The following is a 23,516-nucleotide window of genomic DNA, read 5'->3' as shown; positions in this document are numbered from 1 at the left end:
TATAACAATTGCAGGGGTTGTGCCAATTTTTATAGACGACATTTCAATGGTTTACAAAATTCATATGCAACCAGTGATGCGTGTTGATGCAAACATGACCTAACGTGGTGCAAGTTAGGGGGCTGTTAAGCAGAAATGACGAGAAATAGGCGAGAGAAAAACAAGCAATAAAAAAGAGAGCCGGAGCTCTCTTTTCAATGGTGTTAGCGCGATAAGGCTATGTATTGGCGAGTGCCAAATTACATGACACGCATGCCCGCTTGTGCGCCTTCATGTGGCTCAAGTAACCAAAGGTCTTTACCACCAGGGCCAGCCGCTAGGATCATGCCTTCAGACATGCCGAACTTCATTTTGCGTGGCTTCAAGTTAGCAACAACAACGGTGTACTTACCAACAAGGTCTTCCGCTTTGTAAGCGGATTTAATGCCAGAGAACACTTGGCGTGTTTCGCCGCCGATGTCCAACTGGAACTTAAGTAACTTGTTAGCTTTTGGCACTTCTTCACATGAAATGATTTTCGCGATACGAAGATCAACTTTTGCAAAGTCGTCGAATTCGATTTCTGCGGCGATTGGCTCTGCAGCCAATGGACTCGTGTTTGCGTTCGCTTTATCCGCCAGCGCTTTTTCAGCGGCTGCATCTTCTTTCGATGATTCAACCATTGCTTCAACGTGTTTAGGATCAATACGGCTGAACAAGGCTTTGAACGGGCTAACTGTGTGATCGGTCAGCGGCTGCGCGATGCCTTCCCACGTTAGGGTTTCATTCAAGAACGCTTCTGTGCGTTTTGCTAGTTCTGGCATTACTGGTTTTAGGTAAGCCATTAACACTCGGAACAGGTTGATGCCCATTGAACAGATCGATTGAAGTTCAGCATCTTTGCCTTCTTCTTTTGCAACAACCCATGGGGCTTTTTCGTCAACGTATTGGTTGGCTTTGTCTGCCAGCGCCATGATTTCACGAATCGCACGGCTAAACTCGCGCTTCTCGAACATGTTACCAATGCGATCTGCTGCGTCAGCAAATTCTGCATACAGTGCAGGCTCTGCACATTCAGCAGACAGTTTTCCTTCGAAACGCTTCGCAATGAAACCTGCGTTACGTGATGCAAGGTTAACCACCTTGTTCACGATGTCAGAGTTTACACGCTGAACGAAATCTTCAAGATTCAAATCCAGATCGTCGATGCGGTTGTTGAGCTTCGCCGCGTAGTAATAACGCAGGCATTCAGGGTCTAGGTGTTTCAGGTAAGTGCTTGCTTTAACGAAAGTGCCTTTTGATTTCGACATTTTCGCACCGTTAACGGTCACATAACCATGAACGAACACATTGGTAGGTTTGCGGAAACCTGATCCTTCAAGCATTGCAGGCCAGAACAGACTGTGGAAATACACGATGTCTTTACCGATGAAGTGGTAAAGCTCGGTCGTTGAATCTTTTTTCCAGTATTCGTCAAAATCAACGTGGCTGTTTTTGTCACAGAAGTTCTTGAATGAACCCATGTAGCCAATCGGTGCATCTAGCCATACGTAGAAGTACTTGCCTGGCTCACCTGGGATTTCGAAACCAAAGTAAGGGGCATCGCGAGAAATATCCCACTGTTGCAGACCTGTTTCGAACCACTCTGCCATTTTGTTTGCGGTTTCTTCTTGAAGCGCACCAGAGGTGGTCCAGTCTTTCAACATGCCCGCGAATTGTGGCAAGTCAAAGAAGAAGTGGACGGAGTCTTTCATGACTGGCGTCGCACCGCTTACCGCTGATTTAGGGTTGATCAGTTCGGTAGGGCTGTAGGTTGCGCCACAGTTATCACAGTTGTCGCCGTATTGGTCTTCAGACTTACAGTTCGGGCAAGTGCCTTTCACGAAACGGTCTGGCAAGAACATTTCTTTTTCTGGGTCAAACAGTTGAGAAATGCTGCGGCTGTTGATGAAACCATTGTTTTTTAGTTGCGTATAGATGTGCGACGCAAGTTCACGGTTCTCATCACTGTGGGTGCTGTGGTAGTTGTCAAAACTGATATCGAAGCCTGCGAAATCTGTTTCATGCTCTTTTTGCATTTCCGCAATCATGGCTTCCGGTTCAATACCCAACTGCTGAGCTTTCAGCATGATCGGCGTACCGTGCGCATCGTCTGCACAGATGAAGTTAACCGTGTTGCCACGCAGGCGCTGATAACGCACCCACACGTCTGCCTGAATATGCTCGAGCATATGACCCAAATGAATAGAACCATTTGCGTAAGGCAGGGCACAGGTAACCAGAATTTTTCGTTGGTTTGCAGCCATAATCTAGATCGTTCGCTTTTGACAGAATGAATCGGAAGAATGCCGCAAATCTTACCTGATAGACGCTGGATTGCCTAGCATGTGGTGTGAATCACTCACTTTCATGGATTCTCGTTACTTGGTTATTCAAAGCGTGTAAAAACCGTGTGAATTGGTGTCATTTTCATTAGGCTAAGTAAAACAGCAATAGTATTCGCACGAGGAGACGGTGCTCACCATGATATTTGGTCGTAGTAAAAATAAGGATGCGGATTTATCTGCCGCGATAGCCTTCTTGAATCAATTTGAACATCCTGCACTTATTGGTGACTGGGCGAGTCAACATGGCCTGGTGGCGCAATCTGGCGATAAGGCGTTTACCGTGACGTTTCCGTTTGCGGCCAGTGAACTGGCGTCTGAGCTTGATGCGTGGATTGAAGTGCAGATTGAACGAGACATTTCGCTCCCTCGTTTCAAAGTAACGCAAAGCGTTGTGCCGTTAAAAGCGGGCGACAAAGCGTTATTGAAAGGCGTGAAGAATCTGATTGTCGTGAGTTCTGCAAAAGGGGGCGTGGGCAAATCGACCACGTCGGTAAACCTTGCGCTGGCATTGCGAGCACAAGGTGCGAAAGTGGGCGTGCTTGATGCCGACATCTACGGGCCTTCGTTACCACTCATGTTAGGAACCAAAGGCAAGCAGCCGCATTCACTCGATGGCAAAACCATGGAACCGATTGAAGCCCATGGGCTGTTCAGTAACTCGATCGGGTATCTCGTGCCTGATGAAAATGCGATGGTGTGGCGAGGGCCAATGGCATCCAAAGCGTTCGCGCAATTAGTGAATGAAACGCGCTGGCCTGACTTGGATTATTTGGTGGTGGACATGCCACCGGGCACAGGTGACATTCAGCTGAGCTTGGCGCAGCAATTTCCCGTGACGGCAGCGATCGTTGTGACAACACCGCAAGATCTTGCGCTCGCTGATGCCATAAAAGGTGTCGCTATGTTTGAGAAAGTCGCGGTTCCTGTGCTCGGTGTGGTGGAGAACATGAGCTACCATATTTGTAGCCAATGCGGACACCAAGAAGCCATTTTTGGTGAAGGTGGCGCACAAAAAATGGCTGCGCAATATGGATTGTCTTTACTAGGTCAAGTGCCGCTTCATATTCGCATTCGTGAAGACATTGATGCCGGCGCACCGACGGTGGCGAGTCAACCCGATAGCGAGCATTCGGTGATTTATCGCCAGATGGCGTTGGGTGTGGCGAGTAAATTGTTCTGGAATGGTGAGGCTGCACCTGCTCAAATTTCCATTACAACAGTAGGGTGATCTACGTCACAAGCCTGAAGCGCAGAGAAAAAGCGGATAAAGTAACGTCACATTGATGAAGCTTTGTCCGCTTTGCGTTTCAAATGGGCGCTTTTCCTAATTTTAGTTGGCACCTGAGAGCTCAACTCCCTATAATCAGGCGGTTTATTTCTCGCCAAATTTCCGGGTATTCATTTATGAGTGACAACAACCAATGTGTCATTATCGGTATCGCAGGCGCATCTGCATCCGGTAAAAGTCTGATCGCCAGTACGATTTATCAGGAACTAAAAGAGAAAGTTGGCGATCACCAGATCGGTGTTATCACGGAAGACCGCTACTATCGCGATCAAGGTCACCTCAGCATGGATGAGCGTGTCAAAACGAACTATGACCACCCGCAGGCGCTAGACCACGATTTACTTTGCCAACATCTTCAAGCGCTAACGGAAGGTAAGGCAGTAGATGTGCCTCAGTACAGCTACGCCGAACATACCCGCATGACGGAAACCACCAAGTTGACACCGAAGAAGGTGATCATCCTTGAAGGTATTTTGTTGCTTACCGACCCGCGTCTACGTGACTTGATGCACGCGAGTATCTTTATGGATACGCCACTAGATATCTGTTTGCTTCGTCGTGTTAAACGCGATGTAGCAGAGCGTGGCCGTACAATGGAATCTGTGCTTCAACAGTACCAAAACACGGTTCGCCCAATGTTCATGCAGTTCATTGAACCATCCAAACAGTATGCAGACATCATTGTCCCTCGCGGCGGTAAAAACCGCATCGCGATTGATGTTCTCAAGGCGCATATCGCCAAACTACTGAAAGATTAATAAAAAGCCGGCTGAGTCCGGCTTTTTTTCTATCTGTCCTTCGATAAAATACCCAGCACCTGAGGTTTCGCTCGGGCGAGTGCGTGTGTACGTCCAACGGCTTTAATATGAGGGTTGGAAACCTCGAAGAAGGGTGTTTGGGCTAAGAATTGCAAAGACAGAGAACACGTCACACCATTGAATAGCTTGCTAAAGGGAATGCGCGATGAGATTGAGCGATAAACACATCATCGATTATTTGGATGAAGGCAAGATAGTGATCGACCCGCGTCCAAGCGATGAAGATATTTCTGGGGTGACAGCAGATGTGACCTTGGGGAACAAATTTAGAGTCTTCAGTGATCACGGTGCACCGTATATTGATTTGTCAGGGCCAAAAGACGAAGTCTCGTCTCAAGTCGATAAAATCATGAGTGAAGAAATCCACATTGCAGATGGTGAAGCGTTTTACCTTCACCCTGGGCAATTGGCGCTAGCTGTTACGCAGGAAATCGTGACGCTGCCGGATGACATCGTAGGTTGGCTCGATGGCCGTTCATCATTGGCGAGATTGGGGCTGATGGTGCATGTCACCGCACATCGTATCGATCCTGGCTGGAAAGGCCGTATCGTATTAGAGTTTTTCAACAGTGGGCGTTTACCCCTTGCGTTAAGGCCAGGTATGCCTATTGGTGCGCTGAGTTTTGAAACAATGAGCGGGCCTGCTGATCGCCCTTATAACAAGCGCGAAAATGCCAAATACAAAAACCAACAAGGTGCAGTGGCATCACGCATCGAAGATGACGGTGTGTAACCACACAACGACAAAGATACAACGGTAACGACACAATATTAACCATGAATGGCGCTAGCGGACGAAAGTGATTTTCCGTCAACGTTCAGCAGGAAGGTTGGAATTATGCTGAATCTGCATTGTCTACTAGAGCAATTGCAGAGAGATTTCGCTAGGCTTCCACACATCTCGTTATACCGCCTCATATGCGCTATGCCTTTGAGACGTTCATGTCATTGAGAACATGGCACTCATCGAAGGTGAAGAGGCAAGCTCTAAAAAAGGGACGACACATTATTATGAAAAAAATCCTCTACATACTTCTTGGCTTGGTACTGCTCGTTGTGGTTGCCATCGGTGTGCTTGTCACCGTCATCAACCCGAATGACTTTAAGCCCCTGATCACTGAAGAAGTGAAGAAAACGACGGGTCGTGAATTGGTCATCGACGGTGATATCAGTTGGCGATTCTGGCCAAGTCTTGGCTTGTCTGTCGAAAAGCTTCAATTTAAAAACCCGGAAGGTTTTGCGGAACCGAATCTGGTGAGTTTGGATAAAGCGGAAATGTCTGTTTCCGTGATGCCATTGCTGTCAGACACTCTGGATATCGGTCTTGTTAGCCTTTATGGCGCGCACGTGTTTATCCAAACACTGCCAAACGGCACCACAAACCTTGATGGTCTAACGGGTGGCGAAGAAGCTGCCGCGCCAGCAGATGCCGCAGGCACAACAGCGCCAGTATCAGAAACACCGCAAGAAGGCACAACGCCTGCTGATCCAGCAACAGCATGGACTATCGCGATTGGCGGGTTGGATCTCGTGGATGCAAGCGCAACGGTTCGTGATGACAAAGCTGGCACAGTGAGTGAAATCAGTACATTGAACCTGAATGTAGGTAAATTGGAAACGGGCCTTTGGGTGCCGATTGAATTCAATGTGCAAGGTAAGCAAAACGCGATGGCATTTACTGCCCGTGGCACAACGGAAGCGATGCTGGCAAAAGACGCCATTAAATCTCAGCTTCGTAAACTGTCAGTGTCTGCCACTTTGAACGATCCGCAACTGACGCTTGAAAGTGTCAGTGTGACCGCTGACCAAGCGGGTATTGCGATTCCTGCAAACATTGGCTTTTCGGTTAAAGGCAAAGCGAATGACTTGGCGTTTGATACGTCGGGTACCGCAGAATTGTTGGTTGATGACACCATGCAGCAAATTGCGGTAAAAGGCATTGATGTGGCAACCGCATTGGTGGGATCAGCGCTTCCTCGTCCGAAAATGAACGTCGGCTTTAAAGGCGATGTTGACTATAACGGCGCAGTGCAGAAGGTGTCGTTAGCGAACCTTGTTGCAAACGTGGATGAGCTTGTGGTTGATGGCAATGCATCTGTTGTATTGGCGGATATTCCTGCGGTGCGTTTTGACCTTCACAGCAAAAAGATTAACGTTGATGCGTTCCTTGGCGGAAAAGAAGGGTCAGCCCCTGCCTCTGATGACAATGCATCACAAGGCGAAGCACCTAAACCGTCTGTACCTGCGAAGAAAGCCCCATTGAGCGATGTTGAACCTGATCTGTCGGCCCTGAAAGGGTTAGACATTGCAGGTAAAATCCTGATTGAAGAATTCATCGCGAATAACGTTGAAGTGACTGACGTGACAACGGCATTTGCGGTAAACCGAGGCAAAGCGACGCTCAAGCAATTTGATGCGAAGTTGTATGACGGTACCATCGCTGCGACAGGTTCGTTGAATGCGACCACATCACCTGCCCGTTATCAAGTGAAGAAAGTGATTAAGAACGTCAATGTTCAGCCTTTGCTTAAAGCGGCGGCGAACGAAGACATGCTTTCTGGTAAAGGTAACATTGACGCTAACCTAAGCGGTGTTGGCCTGTCTGAGAAGCGCTTGCGCGCAGGCATCACGGGAACGATCGCGATTAACTTTGCAGACGGTTCTGTGGATGGCATTAACATTCCAGAAATGATCCGCGAAGCCAAAGCGACGCTCAAAGGCAAGCGTGCAGAGTATGTTGAAGAGACCAAGAAAACGGACTTTAGCGCGCTTACGGCGACCTTTAACCTGGGCGGTGGCAATGCATCAACGCGTAACTTGAAACTCGAAGCGCCTGCGATTCGCGTTCGTGGTGAAGGTTCAACAAACCTGATTGCTGAAACGATCGACTTTGATATCGTCACATCGGTTGTGGGCACCAGTAAAGGACAGGGCGGTAAAGACATTGACGAGCTGAACGACGTGTCGATTCCTGTCGCATTGGGCGGAACATGGCAAGCACCGACGTACGAGTTGGATGTCAAAGCGCTGCTTTCAAACAATAAAGTATTGGAAGAGAAAGCACGTAAAGAAGCGGAGCGTGGTTTGAAGAAACTGCTTGGTGATAAAGCCGATGACGACAACGTAAAACAAGTGGCAGACAAATTGCTCAAAGGCTTGTTTAACTAAGCTTGCGCAGTGAGTTACTCACTTATGAAAAAGCCGCTGAATGCGGCTTTTTCTTTATGTATTGAACGGGATGGTTACGCGCGCTGTTTCTTCTGGCTCTTCTCTTTGTTCAATAAGTCTTGCAACGCACCGAGCAAATCCACCGCGGACAAAATGCCCACAAGGGTATCTGTTTTATCAAGCACAGGCATTGCGCCAACATTGGCGCTTAAAAGGGCCTTGTTTGCTTTGGAAAGGGTTTCATAGGTTCGGCAAGTAACGACGCTTCGCTCCATCACATCACCCACGGTGAGATCGTCGGACAGTAAATAGGGGTGTTCGATGTCAGGGGATTCGTCAGCCCAATTGGGTCTGCGGAGTTGGCGGTCGCTGATAATGCCGACGAGTGCATCGCCATCCATCACCGGTAAGTGGCGAATTTCCTCATCACGCATGGTGAAGTAGGCCTCTCTGACACCGATTTGTGGGGCAACAGTAATGAGTTTTTGCGTCATGTAATCTGAAACTTTTCCTGGCATCTTTACGATCCCTCCTCTTCGTCATCATGTCTCCCTATAAACCTACAGAAAATAGGGACTAATGCTGAGAGGTATGCCTAGGAATTTTGTGGCGCTTTCAGAAAAATTCTGTAATAAAACGGGGAATTACTTTCACAATTGATGTTGATCGATAGAATCGAGTCTTTTGTCAGCGAGTGTCTTTCTATAGGCTGACACGGCAAAGATACAATAGAGATGCAATAAGGAACGCGTTAATGGATTCAATTTCTCAAGCTGCTTTAGGTGCAGCGGTAGCAGGTGCTGTCGCAGGCAGACGCTGTACACCAAAAGTATTGCTTGCTGGGGCGGCACTTGGCACCTTGCCTGACCTCGATGTTCTGTTGGACTACGGTGACCCCATCTCAAACATGGTTAAGCATCGCGGTTTTAGTCACTCTTTGTTTGTATTGCTGCCATTTGCAGCAGTGCTTGCCGTGCTTTGGAAACGTGTTGTCGCGAAAGATTGGCCGCTTTGGCAGTTAATGGCATTGATTGGGCTGTCGCTGATTACGCACCCACTGTTGGACTCTTTTACCAGCTACGGCACTCAACTGTTCTGGCCTTTTGCCGTGCCACCTGTCGCCATTTCCAGCATGTTCATTATTGATCCTGCTTACACCATACCGCTTTTAGTGCCTGTTCTTGCTGCGTTTATTTGGCGTAGCCGAGCCGCCAAATTGTGTGCGGCGGGTTTAACGATCTCGAGTTTGTATCTGGTTTGGTCCTTGGTCGCCCTTGGCATGATGAAAGATCGTGTTGAAGAAAACGTGGCGGGAACGCATTTAGAAGGCCAGCCCGTATTTATGGCGCCATCACCACTAAATACCGTGCTGTGGCGCATTGTTATCTTAGACGGAGACAAATACTGGGAAGGGCTCGCCTCCTTGATGGATGAAGACCCTGCGATTGATTGGATGCCGATGGTGAGAGGGGAGTGGCCGTTTCCATCACCGCCGCCATTGCTGATCGATTTGGAACGATTCACCAAGGGGTTCGTGAGCTTTGAGCAGCAAAATGATGACTTGGTTGTCACTGACTTACGCCTAGGCATGGCGACCTATCACCCGTTTAGCTTCGTTATGGCGATGCAATCAGAAAATGGTGTTTGGGCACTTACTGAGCCAACTCAGCTTGACCCAGGCCCTGTTCTTCCTCGCACCATTCCCGCACTTTGGCTGCGATTGCTTGGCGCTCAGCACATTGACGCCATGCTGTGTAATGAAAATGATTGTTTTCGTGACGAGCCATAACACGGCAAAGACGAGAAAAAAAAACACCCCGCAAAAAAGCGGGGCGTTTTTTTATCGAATGGATCTGCGGGAGCAATTACCAGTCGATGCCTTTACGCACTTTCACGCCTGATTCAAAGGCATGCTTAACATTGCGCACTTCCGACACGGTATCGGCCATGTCAGTCAGCGTGCGGTGTGCTGCGCGCCCTGTAATGACAACAGATTGCTCACTGGGGCGATTTTCAAGCGCAGTGACAACCTCATCCAGCGCAATGTAGCCATAGGTCACCATGTAGGTCATTTCGTCCAGTAACACCACGTCATAGCTTGGGTCTGCCAGCATGCGTTTACATTCTTGCCATACCTCTTGTGCGGCTTGTGTATCACCGGTTTTGTCCTGCGTGTCCCACGTGAAACCGGTCGCCATGACATGAAATTCAACACCGCATTTTTCCAGCAGATTGCGCTCACCACACGCCCACGTGCCTTTAATAAACTGAGCAACGCCACATTTCTGGTCGTGGCCCGTCGCGCGAGTAATGACGCCAAACCCTGCGGTGGACTTTCCTTTCCCATTGCCGGTAATGACCAGCAATAATCCTTTTTCGACCTGTGCGGCAGCGACGCGTTCATCCACTTGTTCTTTTACTTTTTGTTGTCGTGCTTTGTAGCGTTCGTCGCTCATGTCAGATCCTTTTCAGTGCCAATGCGTATATTTCAGTCGGGAGGGTATGGTGAGCCTCGAAGATTGGATCACAACATACCAAAACTCTCTCTATTTGGAAGCATTCATCGCGCATCGTCTTTTATGTAAAGCTACGTAAAGCCATGGGAATACCATGCAAGCTTCTCTATTGAGTAACTACACTTCAAGGCTTGCTAAAGCAAAAACGGACACGATGAACATCGACAAGCAAACGAGGGAAAGAACATGAAACGATTAGGATTAGCGCTTCTTGGGTTGTCATTTAATGCATTTGCAGGGCAAGTCGTGGATTACAGTGCAGATGGCATGGAATTGGAAGGCTACTACGCAAAGGCACAAGGCACACCAAAAGGCTCAGTGATCTTAATTCATGATTGGGATGGTCTGACTGGCTATGAGCAAAAGCGCGTGAGCATGCTGTCGGAAATGGGATACAACACGTTTGCAGTCGATTTATACGGTAAGGGCAACCGCCCAACAGACACTAACGCCAAAAAAGCGGAAGTGGGCAAACTGTATAAAGACAGAGAAAAGATGCGCAGCTTGATCCTCGCCGGTTTAGACAAAGCCAGAGAAATGGGGATGGATGACGTGGTCGTTGCCGGTTACTGTTTTGGCGGTGCAGCCACACTGGAACTTGCCCGCTCTGGCAAAGGGGACGGTGTGTTGGGCTATGCAACGTTTCACGGTGGTTTGAAAACACCTAACGCACAGTCTTACCCTGAAGATACCGCGCCGATTTTTATCGCCCATGGCGGAGCAGACACCAGTATTCCCATGGGTGACGTTGCCATGCTGTCTGAGCAGCTTGAAGGATCGAAAGTGCCTTATCTGATTGAGGTCTACTCTGGTGCACCTCATGCGTTCACCGTGTTTGAATCGCCACGCTACCGTGAGATCGCAGACACGCGCTCTTGGGAAACCTTCGGCACGTTCTTGAATGATAACTTCAGCAAGTAGCGGTTGAGAATGAGCACATAGCCGACTTCGCATGGCACTGAGTGTTGTGTTAAGTCGGCAATTTAAAGGATGTTTTTTGCGCAAAAGTGCGTGTTTCGTTAGAGTGTGGACTCACTGTATCGCTGCATGGAAAGCCAATGTCCTTTCAATCCCAATCTGCTGTACACAACACGCCTCGCATCCTCGTTGTTTGTATGGGCAACATTTGTCGCTCACCCACAGGTGAAGCTATCTTGCGGGCAAAAGCCGCTGAAAGGGGCATAGACGTAGAGATTGATTCGGCTGGCACCATTGGCTATCACACGGGAAGCAAGCCTGATCCTCGCAGTCAGCAAGCTGGTGAGGCCAGAGGGTATAGCTTCGCGGGTATTCGCTCCCGACAAGTGGCTGTCGAAGACTTTGAGACGTTTGATCTCGTGCTCGCGGCTGATAAAGCTAACCTTGCCGATTTGATTGATATTTGCCCCCCTGAATACCGACACAAAGTGTCTCTGTTCCTCAGTCATGGCGATGTCGCCCTTAATGAGATCCCTGATCCTTACTTTGGCGGAAGCCGTGGATTTGAGCGTGTGTTGGATTTGATTGAAGAAGCCAGCGACAGCATTCTCGATGTGTTCGACAAAGCCTGATCGCCTATTCTTAAGCCAAGCCAAGCCAAGCTTCGCGATGCGTTGACGCGCGAATAGACATAAACGCCGATTGCCACACATCTAAGGTGATCGCACGTTGGATTTTTTGTCTGTCTCAAGCCTTATTGACAGGGCATGGCGATGTAAGCAAAGACACGGCCAACCACTTTCGCTATTGCTCGCTTATTCAATAATTGCATCCTTTCAGTCATTTTCACGCACTTATACTTGTCTAAAGCGGAATGCTCTTATAAATTCAGGATCTATAGCTGTATTCTATGTGTGAGGTAAGGGATTGAAACTTCAACAGCTCAAATACCTAAAAGCGATAAAGGACAACAATCTTAATGTGTCCGCGGCTTCGCAATCGCTTTTTACAACGCAACCGGGCGTCAGCAAGCAAGTGGGTTTGCTGGAAAAAGAATTAGGCGTTCGGATTTTTGAGCGACGCGGTAAGAACCTCAGTGGCGTTACGCCAATTGGGGAACGTATCCTTGAGCAGGTAGAGCGCATGTTGGCGCTTGAACAGAAAATCAAAGCGCTGGCCAACGAGCATTTAGACCCAAGTGTAGGGACGCTCAATATTTACACCACCCACACGATCGCGCGCTATTTGCTGCCAAACAGTGTGTCTTATTTCACGCAGAAATATCCTAATATCAATTTCCATCTTCAGCCGACGTTACCACTCCAAACCAAAGGAGTGATCAGCAAAGGGCATTCAGATTTCTCTATTGTTGCGCATGATATTGGTGCAGACAACGACTTGATCGTATTGCCTGCATACCTCTGGACATTGGGCCTTGTTGTGCCTGATTCTCATCCATTGGCCGACGTGAAAATGCCGACACTCAAGCAATTGGCAGAATACCCAATCCTGAGTTATGAGCCGGGTTCAACGGGCCGACAAACGCAAGATGAAGCGTTCGCGCGTGTTGGTATTTCGCCGAACTACTTCATGACCGTGATGGATGCTGATGTGATTAAGCGTTACGTTCAATTGGGCTTCGGCATTGGCATTATTTCGACGCTTGCGGCGCGAGATATTGAAAACAGCGGCCTGACGTACATCAATCTTGATCATCTGTTTGCACCATCTAACGCCTGGATTTGTTTCTCAAAAGACATCCTGCTGCAGAATTACATGTATGACTTCCTCACGTCGTTTTCGCCGCATTTGACGAAAACCTTGATGGAAAATGTGTTGATGCAAAACAGCAGTGATAAAGTCGATAAGCTGTTTGATGGCTTAGAACTGCCTGTCTACTGACGCACAAAACATGTAGTGACCAAACACAAACGCCAGCTTTCCTGCTGGCGTTTTTTATGCGGACGTCCCCGTTTCAAGGGGTTGAGTCGCTCTCTACCTTGGTATCGTTCACACTGACTGGGGTTCTGACCTTACGGCCCTGATTGTTATTGAGTTCAGGGTGATCCACCAGTAAGTGTTTCCTGATTTCAGGTTCGACAGATGTGTTTTCTGGGTGATGATGATGAAATATTGGCGTGCGAGGCCGATAAACATGGGGAGGGCGATCGCCCTTTTTGACCGTTTCAGGGATTCGCTTACCAATAATGATCTCGATAGCCGTCATGGGATTTGATTCGCTGACATTTTCAACCTCAACGACCTCATTGATTTCCATCTCTTCCGACGTAAATGCAGGCGTGCTGATGGCGAGCACCAACACACTCGCGCCGACAGAGACACAACGAAAGACCAACCTATCAAGTGCTGCATGGTTGCACATGTTGTCCTCCTAGGCGGTAGCGCCATTGTTGTTGTCTCGTGCGGCGACAAAACCATAGAAAATGTAGCCAATGAAGGTCACGATTGCGCCGTAGAAAACGGCAGACTGCCCGCAGGCGTAAACGCCATAAATACTGTAAGCCACCGCGAATGTGCCGATCACCGCGCTGGTTTCGTACTCTTTCTTACCCACATTCTTCTTGCGCAGAATCACTTCGAGGCCAGTGAGGGATAGGATGTAAGGCACCATATTGATGAACACCGCAAGGTTAAGCAGCACGTTGAATTGATTCACCAGATTTGGCGAAATGGTCATCAGTGCCAACCCGAGTTCCAAGGCAAGCATGATCATCATGCCTTTGATGGGGGCATTGGATTTATTCACATCACCAAAGACTTTCGGAAACAGGCGAATGTCTGCTGCAGCTTTAGACACTTGCGCATTGGTGAACTGCCAACCTAGAAGTGAACCAATACAGGCGATAACCGCCAGCGCCGTAATCACTTGCCCGACGGTTTCATTGAACATATAGGTGTAAACAAGGCCAAAAGGTGCATCAGATTTGGCCAGCTCCGCATTGGGTATGATCCCTTGAATCACAGACGTTGAGGTGATGTACACAACCGCCGTAAAGCTGGTGGCGAGCATACAGGCCAAGGGAACGTTCTTTTCGGGGTTCTCAACAGCCCCCGAGTTTGCCCCCGCCGATTCAATGCCGAGGAAAGCCCAAAGCGTTAAGGCAATCCCTGAAGAAATGGCCGTGACCGTGGTGTCTTGATGGGGGTTCCACGCCTCTGAAAACAACTCTGGTTGAAACCAAAACCAGCCACCAACCGACAGACCGACCACCGGAATAATGATCCCCCAGACAGTAATGGCAGAAATTTGTCCTGTGATTTTTGGCCCCCAAAAGTTGGCGACCATGGTGACGACGAGAATGCCGACCACCGCGATAAAGGTATGTATCGGTGTGGTCTTAATCCAAGGGAAAAAGGGAACCAGATAACCTGCAGCCGACACCGCAATGGCAACGGCACTGATCACCAAACACACGTAGTAGGTATAAGAGGCGATAAAAAACGAGGATTTACCGTGTGCTTCTGCGGCATACGCTGACATGCCGCCATCTCTATTGCAGTACATCCCACATTTTGCGAAGGCATAGGCGATACACATTGCCCCAAGCGCCGTCAGGATCCATGACAACAGAGAAATTGCCCCTGTTTGCGCCAAACTGGCCGGCAGCATAATGATACCTGACCCCATCATGTTGACCGTCACTATGGTCGTGAGGCCAACCAATCCCATTTTGTTTTGTTCTGAAGCCATGCTAATTCTCCACCTCATTTATCCTGGTGTCATGTCAGTAGGTTTCGCTTCGCTTGGCCTTTTCCTGCTTAAACGGCAACACATCGTTTTGCATGCTTTTTAGTACATGCACCATGCCGAAATAAAAACGCCAAAACCTAAGTGAAAACAGACTTACCCCCCAAGGCACTCACTCTATAAGTGGAGAGCGTACAAGGGCTGATAAATCGAAAAAGTATCGTGTCGTCGAATTGAACTTAGATGTTGCGCTTAAGGGGAAATGGTTCTTTTCCAAGACATGCGCACTTTAAAGTGAGTGTTGCGAAAGGATGTGGAAATGAAATTGAGTGCTATAAAAAATAATGCATTTCTGATGTCTGGTTTTTGAGACTTTTACTATCTATTTTTTTCACGATGTTTTTCTTCGTTTATGTCTTTTTTGCGACTTTTTCTGTCTGAGTGCTCTTCTATGGTGAATATACCCAGCAGCCTGAAAATGCAGGACTCAGAGCGCTTTTTCTTGTTCACAATAACCGTGCCGGAGCAGGGCTATGAAAAAATATGGAAAGAAATACAACGTCTTAATTTTAGAGGAAGCCCACCGACAGGGTATTGTCGGTAACGCGATTGAACGACTCATATCAGAGCTTGAAGCGAGTGGTGCAAACGTGACGGTAGCGACCAGTTTTGATGATTGCTATTCGATCATTTTCACGAATACTGCTATCGATTGTTTAATGCTGACATCCGCCATGAGTGGCTCGCAATCGGAGGAAAACGACCGCTTCTATGTGTTGATTGATAAGCTGAATCGACGCCAAGAAAATGTCCCTGTTTTCCTATTGGCAGAGCGCAAAAAGATCACCCTTCATGTCACCCGTGAGATGATGGAGAAAGTCGATGAGTTCGCGTGGATAATGGAAGACACCCCTGACTTTATCGCAGGGCGTGCCGTTGCAGCGATGACACGCTATCGTTCGAAATTGCTTCCTCCGTTGATGGCAGCATTGATGCGATATGATGATATCCATGAATATTCATGGGCTGCACCCGGACACCAAGGCGGCGTGGGCTTCACTAAAACGCCAGCGGGACAGCGCTTCTACAACTACTACGGTGAAGGTATTTTCCGCACCGACATGGGGATTGAGCGTGGTTCGCTAGGCTCACTGCTCGACCATACAGGGGCGTTTGGTGAAAGTGAGAAATATGCCGCCAAAGTCTTTGGGGCGCATCAATCTTACTCATTGGTCACAGGCACCTCAGGCTCTAACCGCACCATCATGTCTGCCTGTATGAACGAAGATGACATTGTGATTTGTGACCGCAATTGCCACAAATCCATCGAACAAGGGCTCATGTTGTCTGGTGCACGACCGGTTTACCTGCTGCCGACACGTAATCGCTACGGCATCATTGGCCCGATTTATCCTGATCAACTCGCCAAACCTGTTCTGCAAAAACGTGCAGAAGACACAGCATTAACCAAAGATCATGCCCACAAGCGTGCGGTTTACTCGGTACTGACGAACTGTACCTATGACGGCTTGTGTTACAACGCGAAGCAGGCGCAAGACATTTTGGCAGAGAGCAGCGACCGCATTCATTTTGATGAAGCATGGTACGGTTACGCACGCTTTAACCCCATTTACGAAAATCATTACGCCATGCGCGGTGAACCTGTGGAAGACCCTGATGGCCCGACGGTATTCGCCACCCATTCCACGCACAAGCTACTTAACGCATTGTCACAAGCGTCATTCCTTCATGTAAGAAACGGAAAAGGGGCGATCAGCTTCGAACGTTTTAATCAGGCGTACATGATGCACGCGACAACGTCACCTTTGTACGCAATTTGTGCATCGAACGACATTGCTGCGTCGATGATGGATGGCAACCGAGGTCATTCGCTAACACTTGAAGTGATCCGCGAAGCGGTGGATTTCCGTCAAGCGATGGGACGCTTAAACCGAGAGTTCAATGATGCAGGAGATTGGTTCTTCAAACCGTGGAATGCAGAATCAGTCAAAGACCCAGAAACAGGCCAGTCTTACGCATTTGAAGATGCGCCGGCAGACCTGCTTTGTGAAAGCCAAGATGCATGGGTAATGCACCCAAACGATGATTGGCATGGCTTCAAAGATATGCCTGCTGACTGGTGTATGCTTGATCCAATCAAGGTCAGTATTCTTGCACCGGGCATGGGGGATGATGGCAACCTATTAGACACAGGTGTGCCAGCAGCACTCGTGACTTTGTACCTTGGGCGCTTCGGTATTGTGCCAACACGTACCACGGATTTCCAAGTCATGTTCCTCTTCTCAATGGGTGTAACAAAAGGGAAGTGGGCAACCTTGGTGAACACCTTAATGGGTTTCAAGCGTCATTATGATGCCAATACGCCATTGTCTGAGTCACTCCCTGATTTGGTGGCGGATTTCCCTGAGGTGTATGGCGACCTAGGTATGAAAGACTTAGGCGATAAGATCTTCAAATACCTGCAAAAACACAACCCGGGCGAGTTGCTTAATGCAGCGTATGAAAACCTGCCTGAAGCCATCATCACGCCGAGAGCAGCGTTCCAAGCCATCGTTGCTGACAATGTTGAAATGGTGCCCTCGCATCAACTTGAAGGGCGTGTAGCGGCGAATGCTGTCATTCCTTACCCACCGGGTATTCCAATGCTGATGTCAGGCGAAAGCTTTGGTGACGAAACCAGTGCGCAGATTAAATACCTGAAAGGGCTCGAAGTGTGGGATGAGGAATTCCCAGGCTTTGAGAAAGAAACAGAAGGCACTGAGCTGCATGACGGCGTGTATCACGTCATGTGTGTGAAGTCGGTTTAAAGAAAAAGAAAGGGGAGCGAATCGCTCCCCCTATCTTGTCTTGTTCAATCGAGGTTATTTGACGGTAAATTGTCCCATCATTCCCATATCCTCATGCTCCAGAATATGGCAGTGGTACATGTATGGCCATTGTTCGGGAGCCTCATAGTCGAACTTCAGCAGAATTTCCGCGGTACCATTTGGATAAATGGTGTCTTTCCAGCCTTGGTCTTCGGGGGCTGGTGGGTTTCCATTCATCGACAGAATCAGAAAAGACGTGCCATGCATGTGGAAGGGGTGTCTGCCTGAATCAATGGTCCATTTTTCCAGTTGCCCTAGTTTGGATTCATGATTAATGACCTTCATGTTCATTTGTTGACCATTAATCGACATGTCATCCAGCTCAAAAACGCGTTCAACCTCAACATCCTTTTCAAGATAAGGTGTGATGGTATTGAGTTGTGTAGGCAGCTCGGATGCAAGTGCTTCAAGAGAGCCATCAGCCCTTAGCTCAAGAACAGGTTGGCTTTCAGAGAATGGAATGAGAGCAGCGTTGAACCCGTTGTAGCTCATCGGCAGGAACCTTGCTAACACCTTTTGGTTTTCGATGACTGACATGTCAACGACGATGTCATTACGTTCTCCTGGCGCCATTTTCAGCGTTGTTATCTCCACTGGCGACGGGAGTAATCCGCCTTCCGTCGCTATTTTATAGAAAGGTTGTTCGCCTTCGAGATAGAACTCATATGAGCGGGCGTTGGAGCCGTTGAGTAAGCGTAATCTGACAAAAGATTTGGGTACCATCGTATAGGGGTTGATGGTGCCATTGACCACAAGCGTATCTTCTCTTAAGTCTTCCGGCATGTTACCAGCGGGGTATGGCGTCATTTTTCCATCAACAAAGTTTCTGTCCTGAATCACCAATGGAATATCATCAATGCCATAGGTGTTTGGCAAACCTAAAGACAATGAATGACCATCTTCAATCAGATAAAAACCCGCCAGTCCAGAATGAACCTGCTTGGCAGTGGAGCCTTTAAGGTGAGGGTGGTACCAGTTGGTCGATGCCTGTTGCGAGACCGGAATGGTCACGTTCCATGTTTCTCCGGGTAGGATTTTGTTTTGAGGCCCGCCATCAATTTTTCCTACAACGTGTAAGCCATGACCGTGAATGTTCGTTGGTTCATCAAGATGGTTGGTGAATGAAATATCTGTGCTTTCGCCTTTGTACATTTTTATTGTTGGGCCGAGATATCCACCATTGTAGCCACTGGTTTTACTCTTAACCCCAGGGTAAAACGCGTGCTCGCCTTCTTTAATATCGATGACTATCGGGCCATTTTGCGTTCTGCTGTCAATGAGTGTCGGCACATTCAAGGGTGTCACTGCTGCTGAAGTGGGTGGAGAAGCGCGCAGCGCAGTGCTGGCGGCAATGGCGGTAATAAGAAGTGCGGAGACCAAAAGCATGACGAAGGCCACACGTCGGCGGGCAAAACCCTTCTGGCGCTTAAATACACCTTTCTTATGTCTGAAGTAGGTCATCCTTTTTCCCTAATTTACTTAAATATGTTTTGGTGGCGGATTATTTAATATCAGACTGTGTTCGTCCATTTAGAGCCTAGCTCAAAAGTGATACAAACAAGAAAAGACGATGGATTGTCCAGATTCCCATGTCTTCAGGTATAAGAAATTGTTGAGAATAGGAAAAGGCCAGAGCGAAAAGCGTCTGGCCTTTGGTGTTTATACCCAAACTTGCTGAATCCAGCCTCTTCAGGTTGTTTGGTTTTTTAGGGAAACAATCTTCAGTGGCAAGCGATACGAATGAAGATCTGTGCGCCGATCAGCAGGAAGTCGTCATCCACGTAGTAAGGACTTGAGTGCAGGTAGTTACAAATGTCCGCCTCTTTGTTGCCACTACCAAGGAAGAACATCGCGCCCTTTTTGTTTTGTGCCGCGTTCACCATCAAGCTGAAATCCTCAGAACCCGTCATTGGGTTACCGTTTGGATCGAGGCGATCGGCTGGCACGGTTTCACGTGCTGCATCTACCACGCGTTGGTACGCGTCTGGGTGGTTGATGACCGCAGGGTAACCTTCGCATTCCATGGTGGTCTTGAAGCCACGGATTTCACTTTCCTTCACGAACATGCTGAAGCTGTCTTTCAGGATCTGATCCGTTTCTGCGTCCATCGCACGAATGGTACCGCGCGCCTGCACATAATCAGGGATCGCGTTTGGAATGGTGCCGCCATTGAACATGCCACAGCCAAACACCGCTGGGCTGAATGGGTTGGTGCGTTTAGCAACAACGTAGTCCATGTCCATGATGATACGGCTGGCTTCGCGAATCGCATCGAGGCCTTTCTGTGGCGTAGAGCCGTGCGCTGAAACACCGTGCACGTCAAGCGTCCATGCTGAACCGTAAGACGACATGATGCCGTTGTTGATCTTCACCATGCCGTATTCCAGCGCCGCGTCGTTATGCAGTGCATACACTTCTGCCACACCTTCCATACAACCCAGCTCAACCATTTTATTGGCACCAGGTACGCGCATGTCTTCTTCGGCCATTTGGAATGCGAAACGCACGTTGTGTTTCAGTTCGCCTTGGTTTTCAGCCAAGTATTTTGCCGTGGTCAGCATGATTGCCATGTGGGTGTCATGACCGCAGTTGTGTGAACACCCCGCGTGTTGAGAGCGGTAGTCGTTCTCTGTCATGTCTTCCATTTCCAGTGCGTCCATGTCCGCACGGAACGCCACGCGATCCCAACTGTCGTTGATGGTGAGATCAGCAATAAAACCGGTGTAACCCTCGTAGGTCGTCAGGGTGTAACCCATCTCAGTCATCAATGCCTGACAGTAGGCCGTGGTTTTCAGTTCTACGCCCGATGCTTCTGGGATCTGGTGTAAATCACGGCGTGTTTTGATGCTGAATTGGTGCATCGCCAGCAGTTTGCCGTCTAGGTTGAAGCGGCTGTATTTGTCAGACATTTAGATAATCCCTTTCATTTGGAAACCGATTTGCGCAATCATGGACGCGCCGAAGAAACAGCTTGTTGCCACAATCAGGAAGATGACAATCACTTTCCAAGACATCTTCTTCAGTTCTTCCATTTGGCCGCCCACAGACAAACCTGCGAATGCGAGCAATGGTACACACACGGATAAGAACTGGATTTTACCCACAGAGTCTAGGAAGTAGGTGCGAACCGCTGTTTCAGGCAGACAAATCAAAATACCGATGATGGTCGCGTACGCAAAGGTTGGCAGAGAAGACGGAAGGAACTTCTTCGCAACCAGTGACAAGAAAACGATAACCGACATTGCGATAAAGCTGTCGACCATCTCCAGCGGCGCGGTGCCATTGGTCAAAAATTGGGTGAAACCTGCCAGTACAATCGCAAGCGAGACCAGCTTCATATCCGTAAGAATGGCTTTCATGGCTTATTTACCTTTGTTGCACAGTTTGTAAGTGAGTTCAGCAAGTGGCAGACCTAGGAAGGTCAGTGACAATGCGCCAAGTACAGATGAAAGCAGGTTGGATGCCGCTGCAATGCTCAGTACCTGTTTTGCCATTTCTGGCTCAAGACCGGATACCAGTGCGCCTGATGCCGCACTTAGCATTGAACCACTGCCCACGCCAGAACCGGCAGCCAGTGCCAATGGGTGAAGGCCCGTCAACGGCGCGATACTGCCCAGTACGCTGAACCACAAGGTACCGATAACAGAACCACACAGGTAAATCGCCAGCACGCCAACATACTCAGGGCTACCCGTACCGAATTTACCTTGGATAACCGCAATGGAAGGTTCACGGCTGATAGAAGAACATGCGCCGATGGCTTTACGACCGAATTGGAATTTCACTGCCAGCGGAACGGCAATCAAAATTGGAAGCAGGTTACCCAACTCTTGGAAAAGAAGCGGAATACCGGCGTCGATAATCATTTCTAGGTTAGGAATGATCATGCCCGCATATTGGGTGCCCAGAACAAGTAGGCAGTAGCCCACCATCTTGCCGCAGAAACCTTCTTCTTTTTCTGTGAAGGTTTTGCCCCATACTTTGATTTTTGACTTGGTCCAGTTGACAGAAAGTGCCATACCGAACATCACCGCGAATAACATTGGAAGGATAGAGATGGTCGCGAAGCCAAGATCAATTTTTTGGGTGCCGATCAGGGCCTGAGAAACAAAAATCAGTGCAGCAACGGCAAGTACGCTCGTGATGACGACGCGCGCTTGGCCTGCTTTGTTTTCTTCTGTGTTCATACTTCTTCATCGAGTAAGGAGGGAATTCGCGGCGATTATAGGGCGTTGTGAAAAGCGAAACGTGAATGAGATCAACACTTGTATGCAGTGACTAGATGAAAACTAACTATCATATTCCCATATGGAATTAGTGGTTATTAAGGTGTGAATGGAGGGGGATTTTCGTGCGTCATCTGTTGTGGGAAAGAGGCAAAACGTAACAATTTGCGGTGGAAGTTGTAGGTGAATCTCAACGCGCACTTTTTGATGTTCGGTGCGCTTGATGGGTGTTGAATGTGTATCGATGCTTGGCAAAAAAGAAAGCCCGGCGTGAGAGCCGGGCTTAGACGTTTTTTGGGTAAAGGCTAATGTGTTATTGCATCAAGGGTGAGCAATTGCACAAGGCACTGCTTGATGCAGATTTCTTGCTGTCTTTTTGAGGCTGGTACCAGCTTTCTAAACCACTTTGTAGTTGGTTCACGGCTTGTGTGGGTGTCATGGAACCACCCATCACGGACGTGGTGGTATCCCATACTTCCATTTCAAGGTCTGGCTTGCCGCGGGTTAGCACTTGTGCAGTAGAGCGAATGGTGGAGTCGCATTTATCACGCCATGACATCATTTCCTGCGCGATAGGGTTTTTCACGTCAAAGAAATGGTTTGAGAGTGAGAAGAAACCGGAGATCTCGTTGGTCAACAACTCTGCAAATTCTGCGGTCGTCATCCATTTCAGAAAGGCTTCTGCTGCTTCTGGGTGCTTTGAATTGGCATTGATGCCCATGCCGAGATCGGTATGGTCACTGAAATAACAAGCGTCCCCCTTTTTCTCGACCGGTGGTGGGAAAACCCCCATGTTCACCTTGCCGTTGAAACTCATGATGTCCCATGATCCTGCGGGATAGACCGCAGCTTTACCATTTGCAAAAAGACTGATGGCATCGTTATAGCCGCGCTGGTCGAAATCGTCACCCATGTACTTTGCCCACTTTTCCAATTGGCGGAATGTGTCGCGGTAAGGTTTGCTGTCCATGCGCTCTTCGCCGTTAAGCAGAGCGCCACGGCCATCTTCGCCTTTCCAATAGGTTGGGCCTATGTTTTGAAAGCCCATGGTGGCCGCTTCCCACTTGTCTTTGGTGCCCATGGCGAGGGGCAGGTAACCGCTGCGCTTGGCTTTTTCTAGCACCCAATAGAAATCTGCATTTGTCACCGGCTCATTCACGCCCAGTTCTTTGAAGATATCTTTGTTGTAGAAAAAGCCATGGATCACGGACGCCATCGGCAAACAGAACGTTTGTGCGCCTGAGTCGGTTTGCCAAGGTGCTTGCGCAAAGCTTGGGAAGTTTTCCATGCCTTCCATTTCGGTGACTTCTTTAAAGATGCCACGTTTGAATAGCGCTAATGACCCATCAAACGGACGGCACGCAATCAAATCGCCGGCGGTTTGGCTCTTAAAGCGGGCTTCCATGTCGCTGTTCCATTTAGACGCATCTAAATCTGGCGGAGAGCGGTATTCCACTTTGATGTTTGGGTAATGCTTGTTGAACGCGGGAATGATTTTCTCATTCCAAACCGCGTCGTCGCTACGCCATGAATCAATCACGAGCGTGGTTTGTGCGCTAGCGAAAGCAGAAGTGGCTAGCATTGCCGCCGCGAATGGCATAAGTATCGATTTTTTCATG

At 48.6% G+C, this 23,516-nt stretch carries 19 protein-coding genes; 9 read left to right on the top strand and 10 right to left on the bottom strand.

Translation table 11 applies throughout. The annotated features are described in order from the left end of the window. Positions 1–239: 239 nt before the first annotated feature. Complete coding sequence (metG, locus tag BM082_RS06835) at positions 240–2,285, bottom strand: methionine--tRNA ligase (protein ID WP_074926093.1); 2,046 nt, start codon at positions 2,283–2,285, stop codon at positions 240–242. 217 nt (positions 2,286–2,502) lie between these two features. Here metG and apbC point away from each other — a divergent pair, with 217 nt between their 5' ends. The 4 genes from apbC (at position 2,503) to BM082_RS06815 (ending at position 7,640) form a co-directional block, all read left to right on the top strand. Then, the gene (gene apbC / locus BM082_RS06830) at positions 2,503–3,594 is read left to right on the top strand and encodes an iron-sulfur cluster carrier protein ApbC (RefSeq protein ID WP_017011612.1); all 1,092 of its coding nucleotides are present in this window, start codon (positions 2,503–2,505) and stop codon (positions 3,592–3,594) included. Between the two features lie 176 nt (positions 3,595–3,770). Continuing rightward, positions 3,771–4,412 carry a uridine kinase gene (gene udk, locus BM082_RS06825; RefSeq protein ID WP_017011611.1) on the top strand — a complete coding sequence of 214 codons (642 nt, stop codon included), beginning with the start codon at positions 3,771–3,773 and terminating at the stop codon, positions 4,410–4,412. A gap of 205 nt (positions 4,413–4,617) precedes the next feature. Next, on the top strand, positions 4,618–5,205 hold the full coding sequence (dcd, locus tag BM082_RS06820) for a dCTP deaminase (RefSeq protein ID WP_017011610.1): 588 nt from the start codon (positions 4,618–4,620) through the stop codon (positions 5,203–5,205). A gap of 278 nt (positions 5,206–5,483) precedes the next feature. Then, on the top strand, positions 5,484–7,640 hold the full coding sequence (locus BM082_RS06815) for an AsmA family protein (protein WP_074926089.1): 2,157 nt from the start codon (positions 5,484–5,486) through the stop codon (positions 7,638–7,640). Positions 7,641–7,714: 74 nt separating this feature from the next. Here the strand turns inward: BM082_RS06815 and BM082_RS06810 are convergent, their stop codons facing one another. Next, positions 7,715–8,158, bottom strand: a complete 444-nt coding sequence (locus BM082_RS06810) for a CBS domain-containing protein (RefSeq protein ID WP_017012827.1) — start codon at positions 8,156–8,158, stop codon at positions 7,715–7,717. A 236-nt stretch (positions 8,159–8,394) separates the two neighbouring features. Here BM082_RS06810 and BM082_RS06805 point away from each other — a divergent pair, with 236 nt between their 5' ends. Then, positions 8,395–9,429 (top strand): metal-dependent hydrolase, encoded by a 1,035-nt coding sequence (locus BM082_RS06805; protein WP_017012828.1) that lies wholly within the window; start codon positions 8,395–8,397, stop codon positions 9,427–9,429. A gap of 76 nt (positions 9,430–9,505) precedes the next feature. Here the strand turns inward: BM082_RS06805 and cobO are convergent, their stop codons facing one another. Then, entirely contained in the window at positions 9,506–10,096 is a 591-nt protein-coding gene (gene cobO, locus BM082_RS06800) for a cob(I)yrinic acid a,c-diamide adenosyltransferase (RefSeq protein ID WP_017012829.1), read from the bottom strand. Positions 10,097–10,342: 246 nt separating this feature from the next. Between cobO and BM082_RS06795 the strand changes: the two genes are divergently transcribed. The 3 genes from BM082_RS06795 to BM082_RS06785 all read left to right on the top strand — a co-directional run bounded on the left by BM082_RS06795 (position 10,343) and on the right by BM082_RS06785 (position 12,976). Next, positions 10,343–11,077, top strand: a complete 735-nt coding sequence (locus BM082_RS06795; protein WP_017012830.1) for a dienelactone hydrolase family protein — start codon at positions 10,343–10,345, stop codon at positions 11,075–11,077. Positions 11,078–11,214: 137 nt separating this feature from the next. After that, entirely contained in the window at positions 11,215–11,706 is a 492-nt protein-coding gene (locus tag BM082_RS06790; RefSeq protein WP_017012831.1) for a low molecular weight protein-tyrosine-phosphatase, read from the top strand. Positions 11,707–12,001: 295 nt separating this feature from the next. Further along, a complete protein-coding gene (locus BM082_RS06785; RefSeq protein ID WP_017011603.1) occupies positions 12,002–12,976 on the top strand; it encodes a LysR substrate-binding domain-containing protein in 975 nt (324 codons plus the stop codon). A 73-nt stretch (positions 12,977–13,049) separates the two neighbouring features. Here BM082_RS06785 and BM082_RS06780 read toward each other — a convergent pair whose 3' ends face one another. Together BM082_RS06780 and potE are read right to left on the bottom strand one after the other, a co-directional pair. After that, the gene (locus BM082_RS06780) at positions 13,050–13,457 is read right to left on the bottom strand and encodes a hypothetical protein (RefSeq protein ID WP_017011602.1); all 408 of its coding nucleotides are present in this window, start codon (positions 13,455–13,457) and stop codon (positions 13,050–13,052) included. A 9-nt stretch (positions 13,458–13,466) separates the two neighbouring features. Next, entirely contained in the window at positions 13,467–14,786 is a 1,320-nt protein-coding gene (gene potE, locus BM082_RS06775) for a putrescine-ornithine antiporter (protein ID WP_074926085.1), read from the bottom strand. 530 nt (positions 14,787–15,316) lie between these two features. Between potE and adiA the strand changes: the two genes are divergently transcribed. Then, a complete protein-coding gene (adiA, locus tag BM082_RS06770; RefSeq protein WP_017012833.1) occupies positions 15,317–17,611 on the top strand; it encodes an arginine decarboxylase in 2,295 nt (764 codons plus the stop codon). A 54-nt stretch (positions 17,612–17,665) separates the two neighbouring features. Here the strand turns inward: adiA and BM082_RS06765 are convergent, their stop codons facing one another. From BM082_RS06765 to BM082_RS06745, 5 genes are all read right to left on the bottom strand, one after another. Further along, complete coding sequence (locus BM082_RS06765; protein WP_074926082.1) at positions 17,666–19,132, bottom strand: multicopper oxidase domain-containing protein; 1,467 nt, start codon at positions 19,130–19,132, stop codon at positions 17,666–17,668. 260 nt (positions 19,133–19,392) lie between these two features. Then, on the bottom strand, positions 19,393–20,580 hold the full coding sequence (locus tag BM082_RS06760) for a M20 metallopeptidase family protein (protein ID WP_074926077.1): 1,188 nt from the start codon (positions 20,578–20,580) through the stop codon (positions 19,393–19,395). After that, the gene (locus tag BM082_RS06755) at positions 20,581–21,030 is read right to left on the bottom strand and encodes a hypothetical protein (RefSeq protein WP_017011598.1); all 450 of its coding nucleotides are present in this window, start codon (positions 21,028–21,030) and stop codon (positions 20,581–20,583) included. Between the two features lie 3 nt (positions 21,031–21,033). Continuing rightward, entirely contained in the window at positions 21,034–21,858 is an 825-nt protein-coding gene (locus tag BM082_RS06750) for a DUF3100 domain-containing protein (protein WP_017011597.1), read from the bottom strand. Positions 21,859–22,210: 352 nt separating this feature from the next. Further along, complete coding sequence (locus BM082_RS06745) at positions 22,211–23,515, bottom strand: ABC transporter substrate-binding protein (RefSeq protein ID WP_017011596.1); 1,305 nt, start codon at positions 23,513–23,515, stop codon at positions 22,211–22,213. Position 23,516 lies beyond the last annotated feature (1 nt).

This window comes from Enterovibrio norvegicus DSM 15893 (assembly GCF_900115495.1).
In the GTDB taxonomy this organism is placed as follows: domain Bacteria; phylum Pseudomonadota; class Gammaproteobacteria; order Enterobacterales; family Vibrionaceae; genus Enterovibrio; species Enterovibrio norvegicus.
This window is presented reverse-complemented; position numbering and strand designations above follow the sequence as displayed.

Coding starts and splice junctions, on each gene's coding strand:
- metG (WP_074926093.1), bottom strand. CDS start 2,285: ATGGCTGCAAACCAACGAAAAATTCTGGTTACCTGTGCCCTGCCTTAC.
- dcd (WP_017011610.1), top strand. CDS start 4,618: ATGAGATTGAGCGATAAACACATCATCGATTATTTGGATGAAGGCAAG.
- BM082_RS06815 (WP_074926089.1), top strand. CDS start 5,484: ATGAAAAAAATCCTCTACATACTTCTTGGCTTGGTACTGCTCGTTGTG.
- potE (WP_074926085.1), bottom strand. CDS start 14,786: ATGGCTTCAGAACAAAACAAAATGGGATTGGTTGGCCTCACGACCATA.
- BM082_RS06745 (WP_017011596.1), bottom strand. CDS start 23,515: ATGAAAAAATCGATACTTATGCCATTCGCGGCGGCAATGCTAGCCACT.
- udk (WP_017011611.1), top strand. CDS start 3,771: ATGAGTGACAACAACCAATGTGTCATTATCGGTATCGCAGGCGCATCT.
- BM082_RS06760 (WP_074926077.1), bottom strand. CDS start 20,580: ATGTCTGACAAATACAGCCGCTTCAACCTAGACGGCAAACTGCTGGCG.
- cobO (WP_017012829.1), bottom strand. CDS start 10,096: ATGAGCGACGAACGCTACAAAGCACGACAACAAAAAGTAAAAGAACAA.
- BM082_RS06780 (WP_017011602.1), bottom strand. CDS start 13,457: ATGTGCAACCATGCAGCACTTGATAGGTTGGTCTTTCGTTGTGTCTCT.
- adiA (WP_017012833.1), top strand. CDS start 15,317: ATGAAAAAATATGGAAAGAAATACAACGTCTTAATTTTAGAGGAAGCC.
- BM082_RS06790 (WP_017012831.1), top strand. CDS start 11,215: ATGTCCTTTCAATCCCAATCTGCTGTACACAACACGCCTCGCATCCTC.
- apbC (WP_017011612.1), top strand. CDS start 2,503: ATGATATTTGGTCGTAGTAAAAATAAGGATGCGGATTTATCTGCCGCG.
- BM082_RS06805 (WP_017012828.1), top strand. CDS start 8,395: ATGGATTCAATTTCTCAAGCTGCTTTAGGTGCAGCGGTAGCAGGTGCT.
- BM082_RS06755 (WP_017011598.1), bottom strand. CDS start 21,030: ATGAAAGCCATTCTTACGGATATGAAGCTGGTCTCGCTTGCGATTGTA.
- BM082_RS06810 (WP_017012827.1), bottom strand. CDS start 8,158: ATGCCAGGAAAAGTTTCAGATTACATGACGCAAAAACTCATTACTGTT.
- BM082_RS06750 (WP_017011597.1), bottom strand. CDS start 21,858: ATGAACACAGAAGAAAACAAAGCAGGCCAAGCGCGCGTCGTCATCACG.
- BM082_RS06765 (WP_074926082.1), bottom strand. CDS start 19,132: ATGACCTACTTCAGACATAAGAAAGGTGTATTTAAGCGCCAGAAGGGT.
- BM082_RS06795 (WP_017012830.1), top strand. CDS start 10,343: ATGAAACGATTAGGATTAGCGCTTCTTGGGTTGTCATTTAATGCATTT.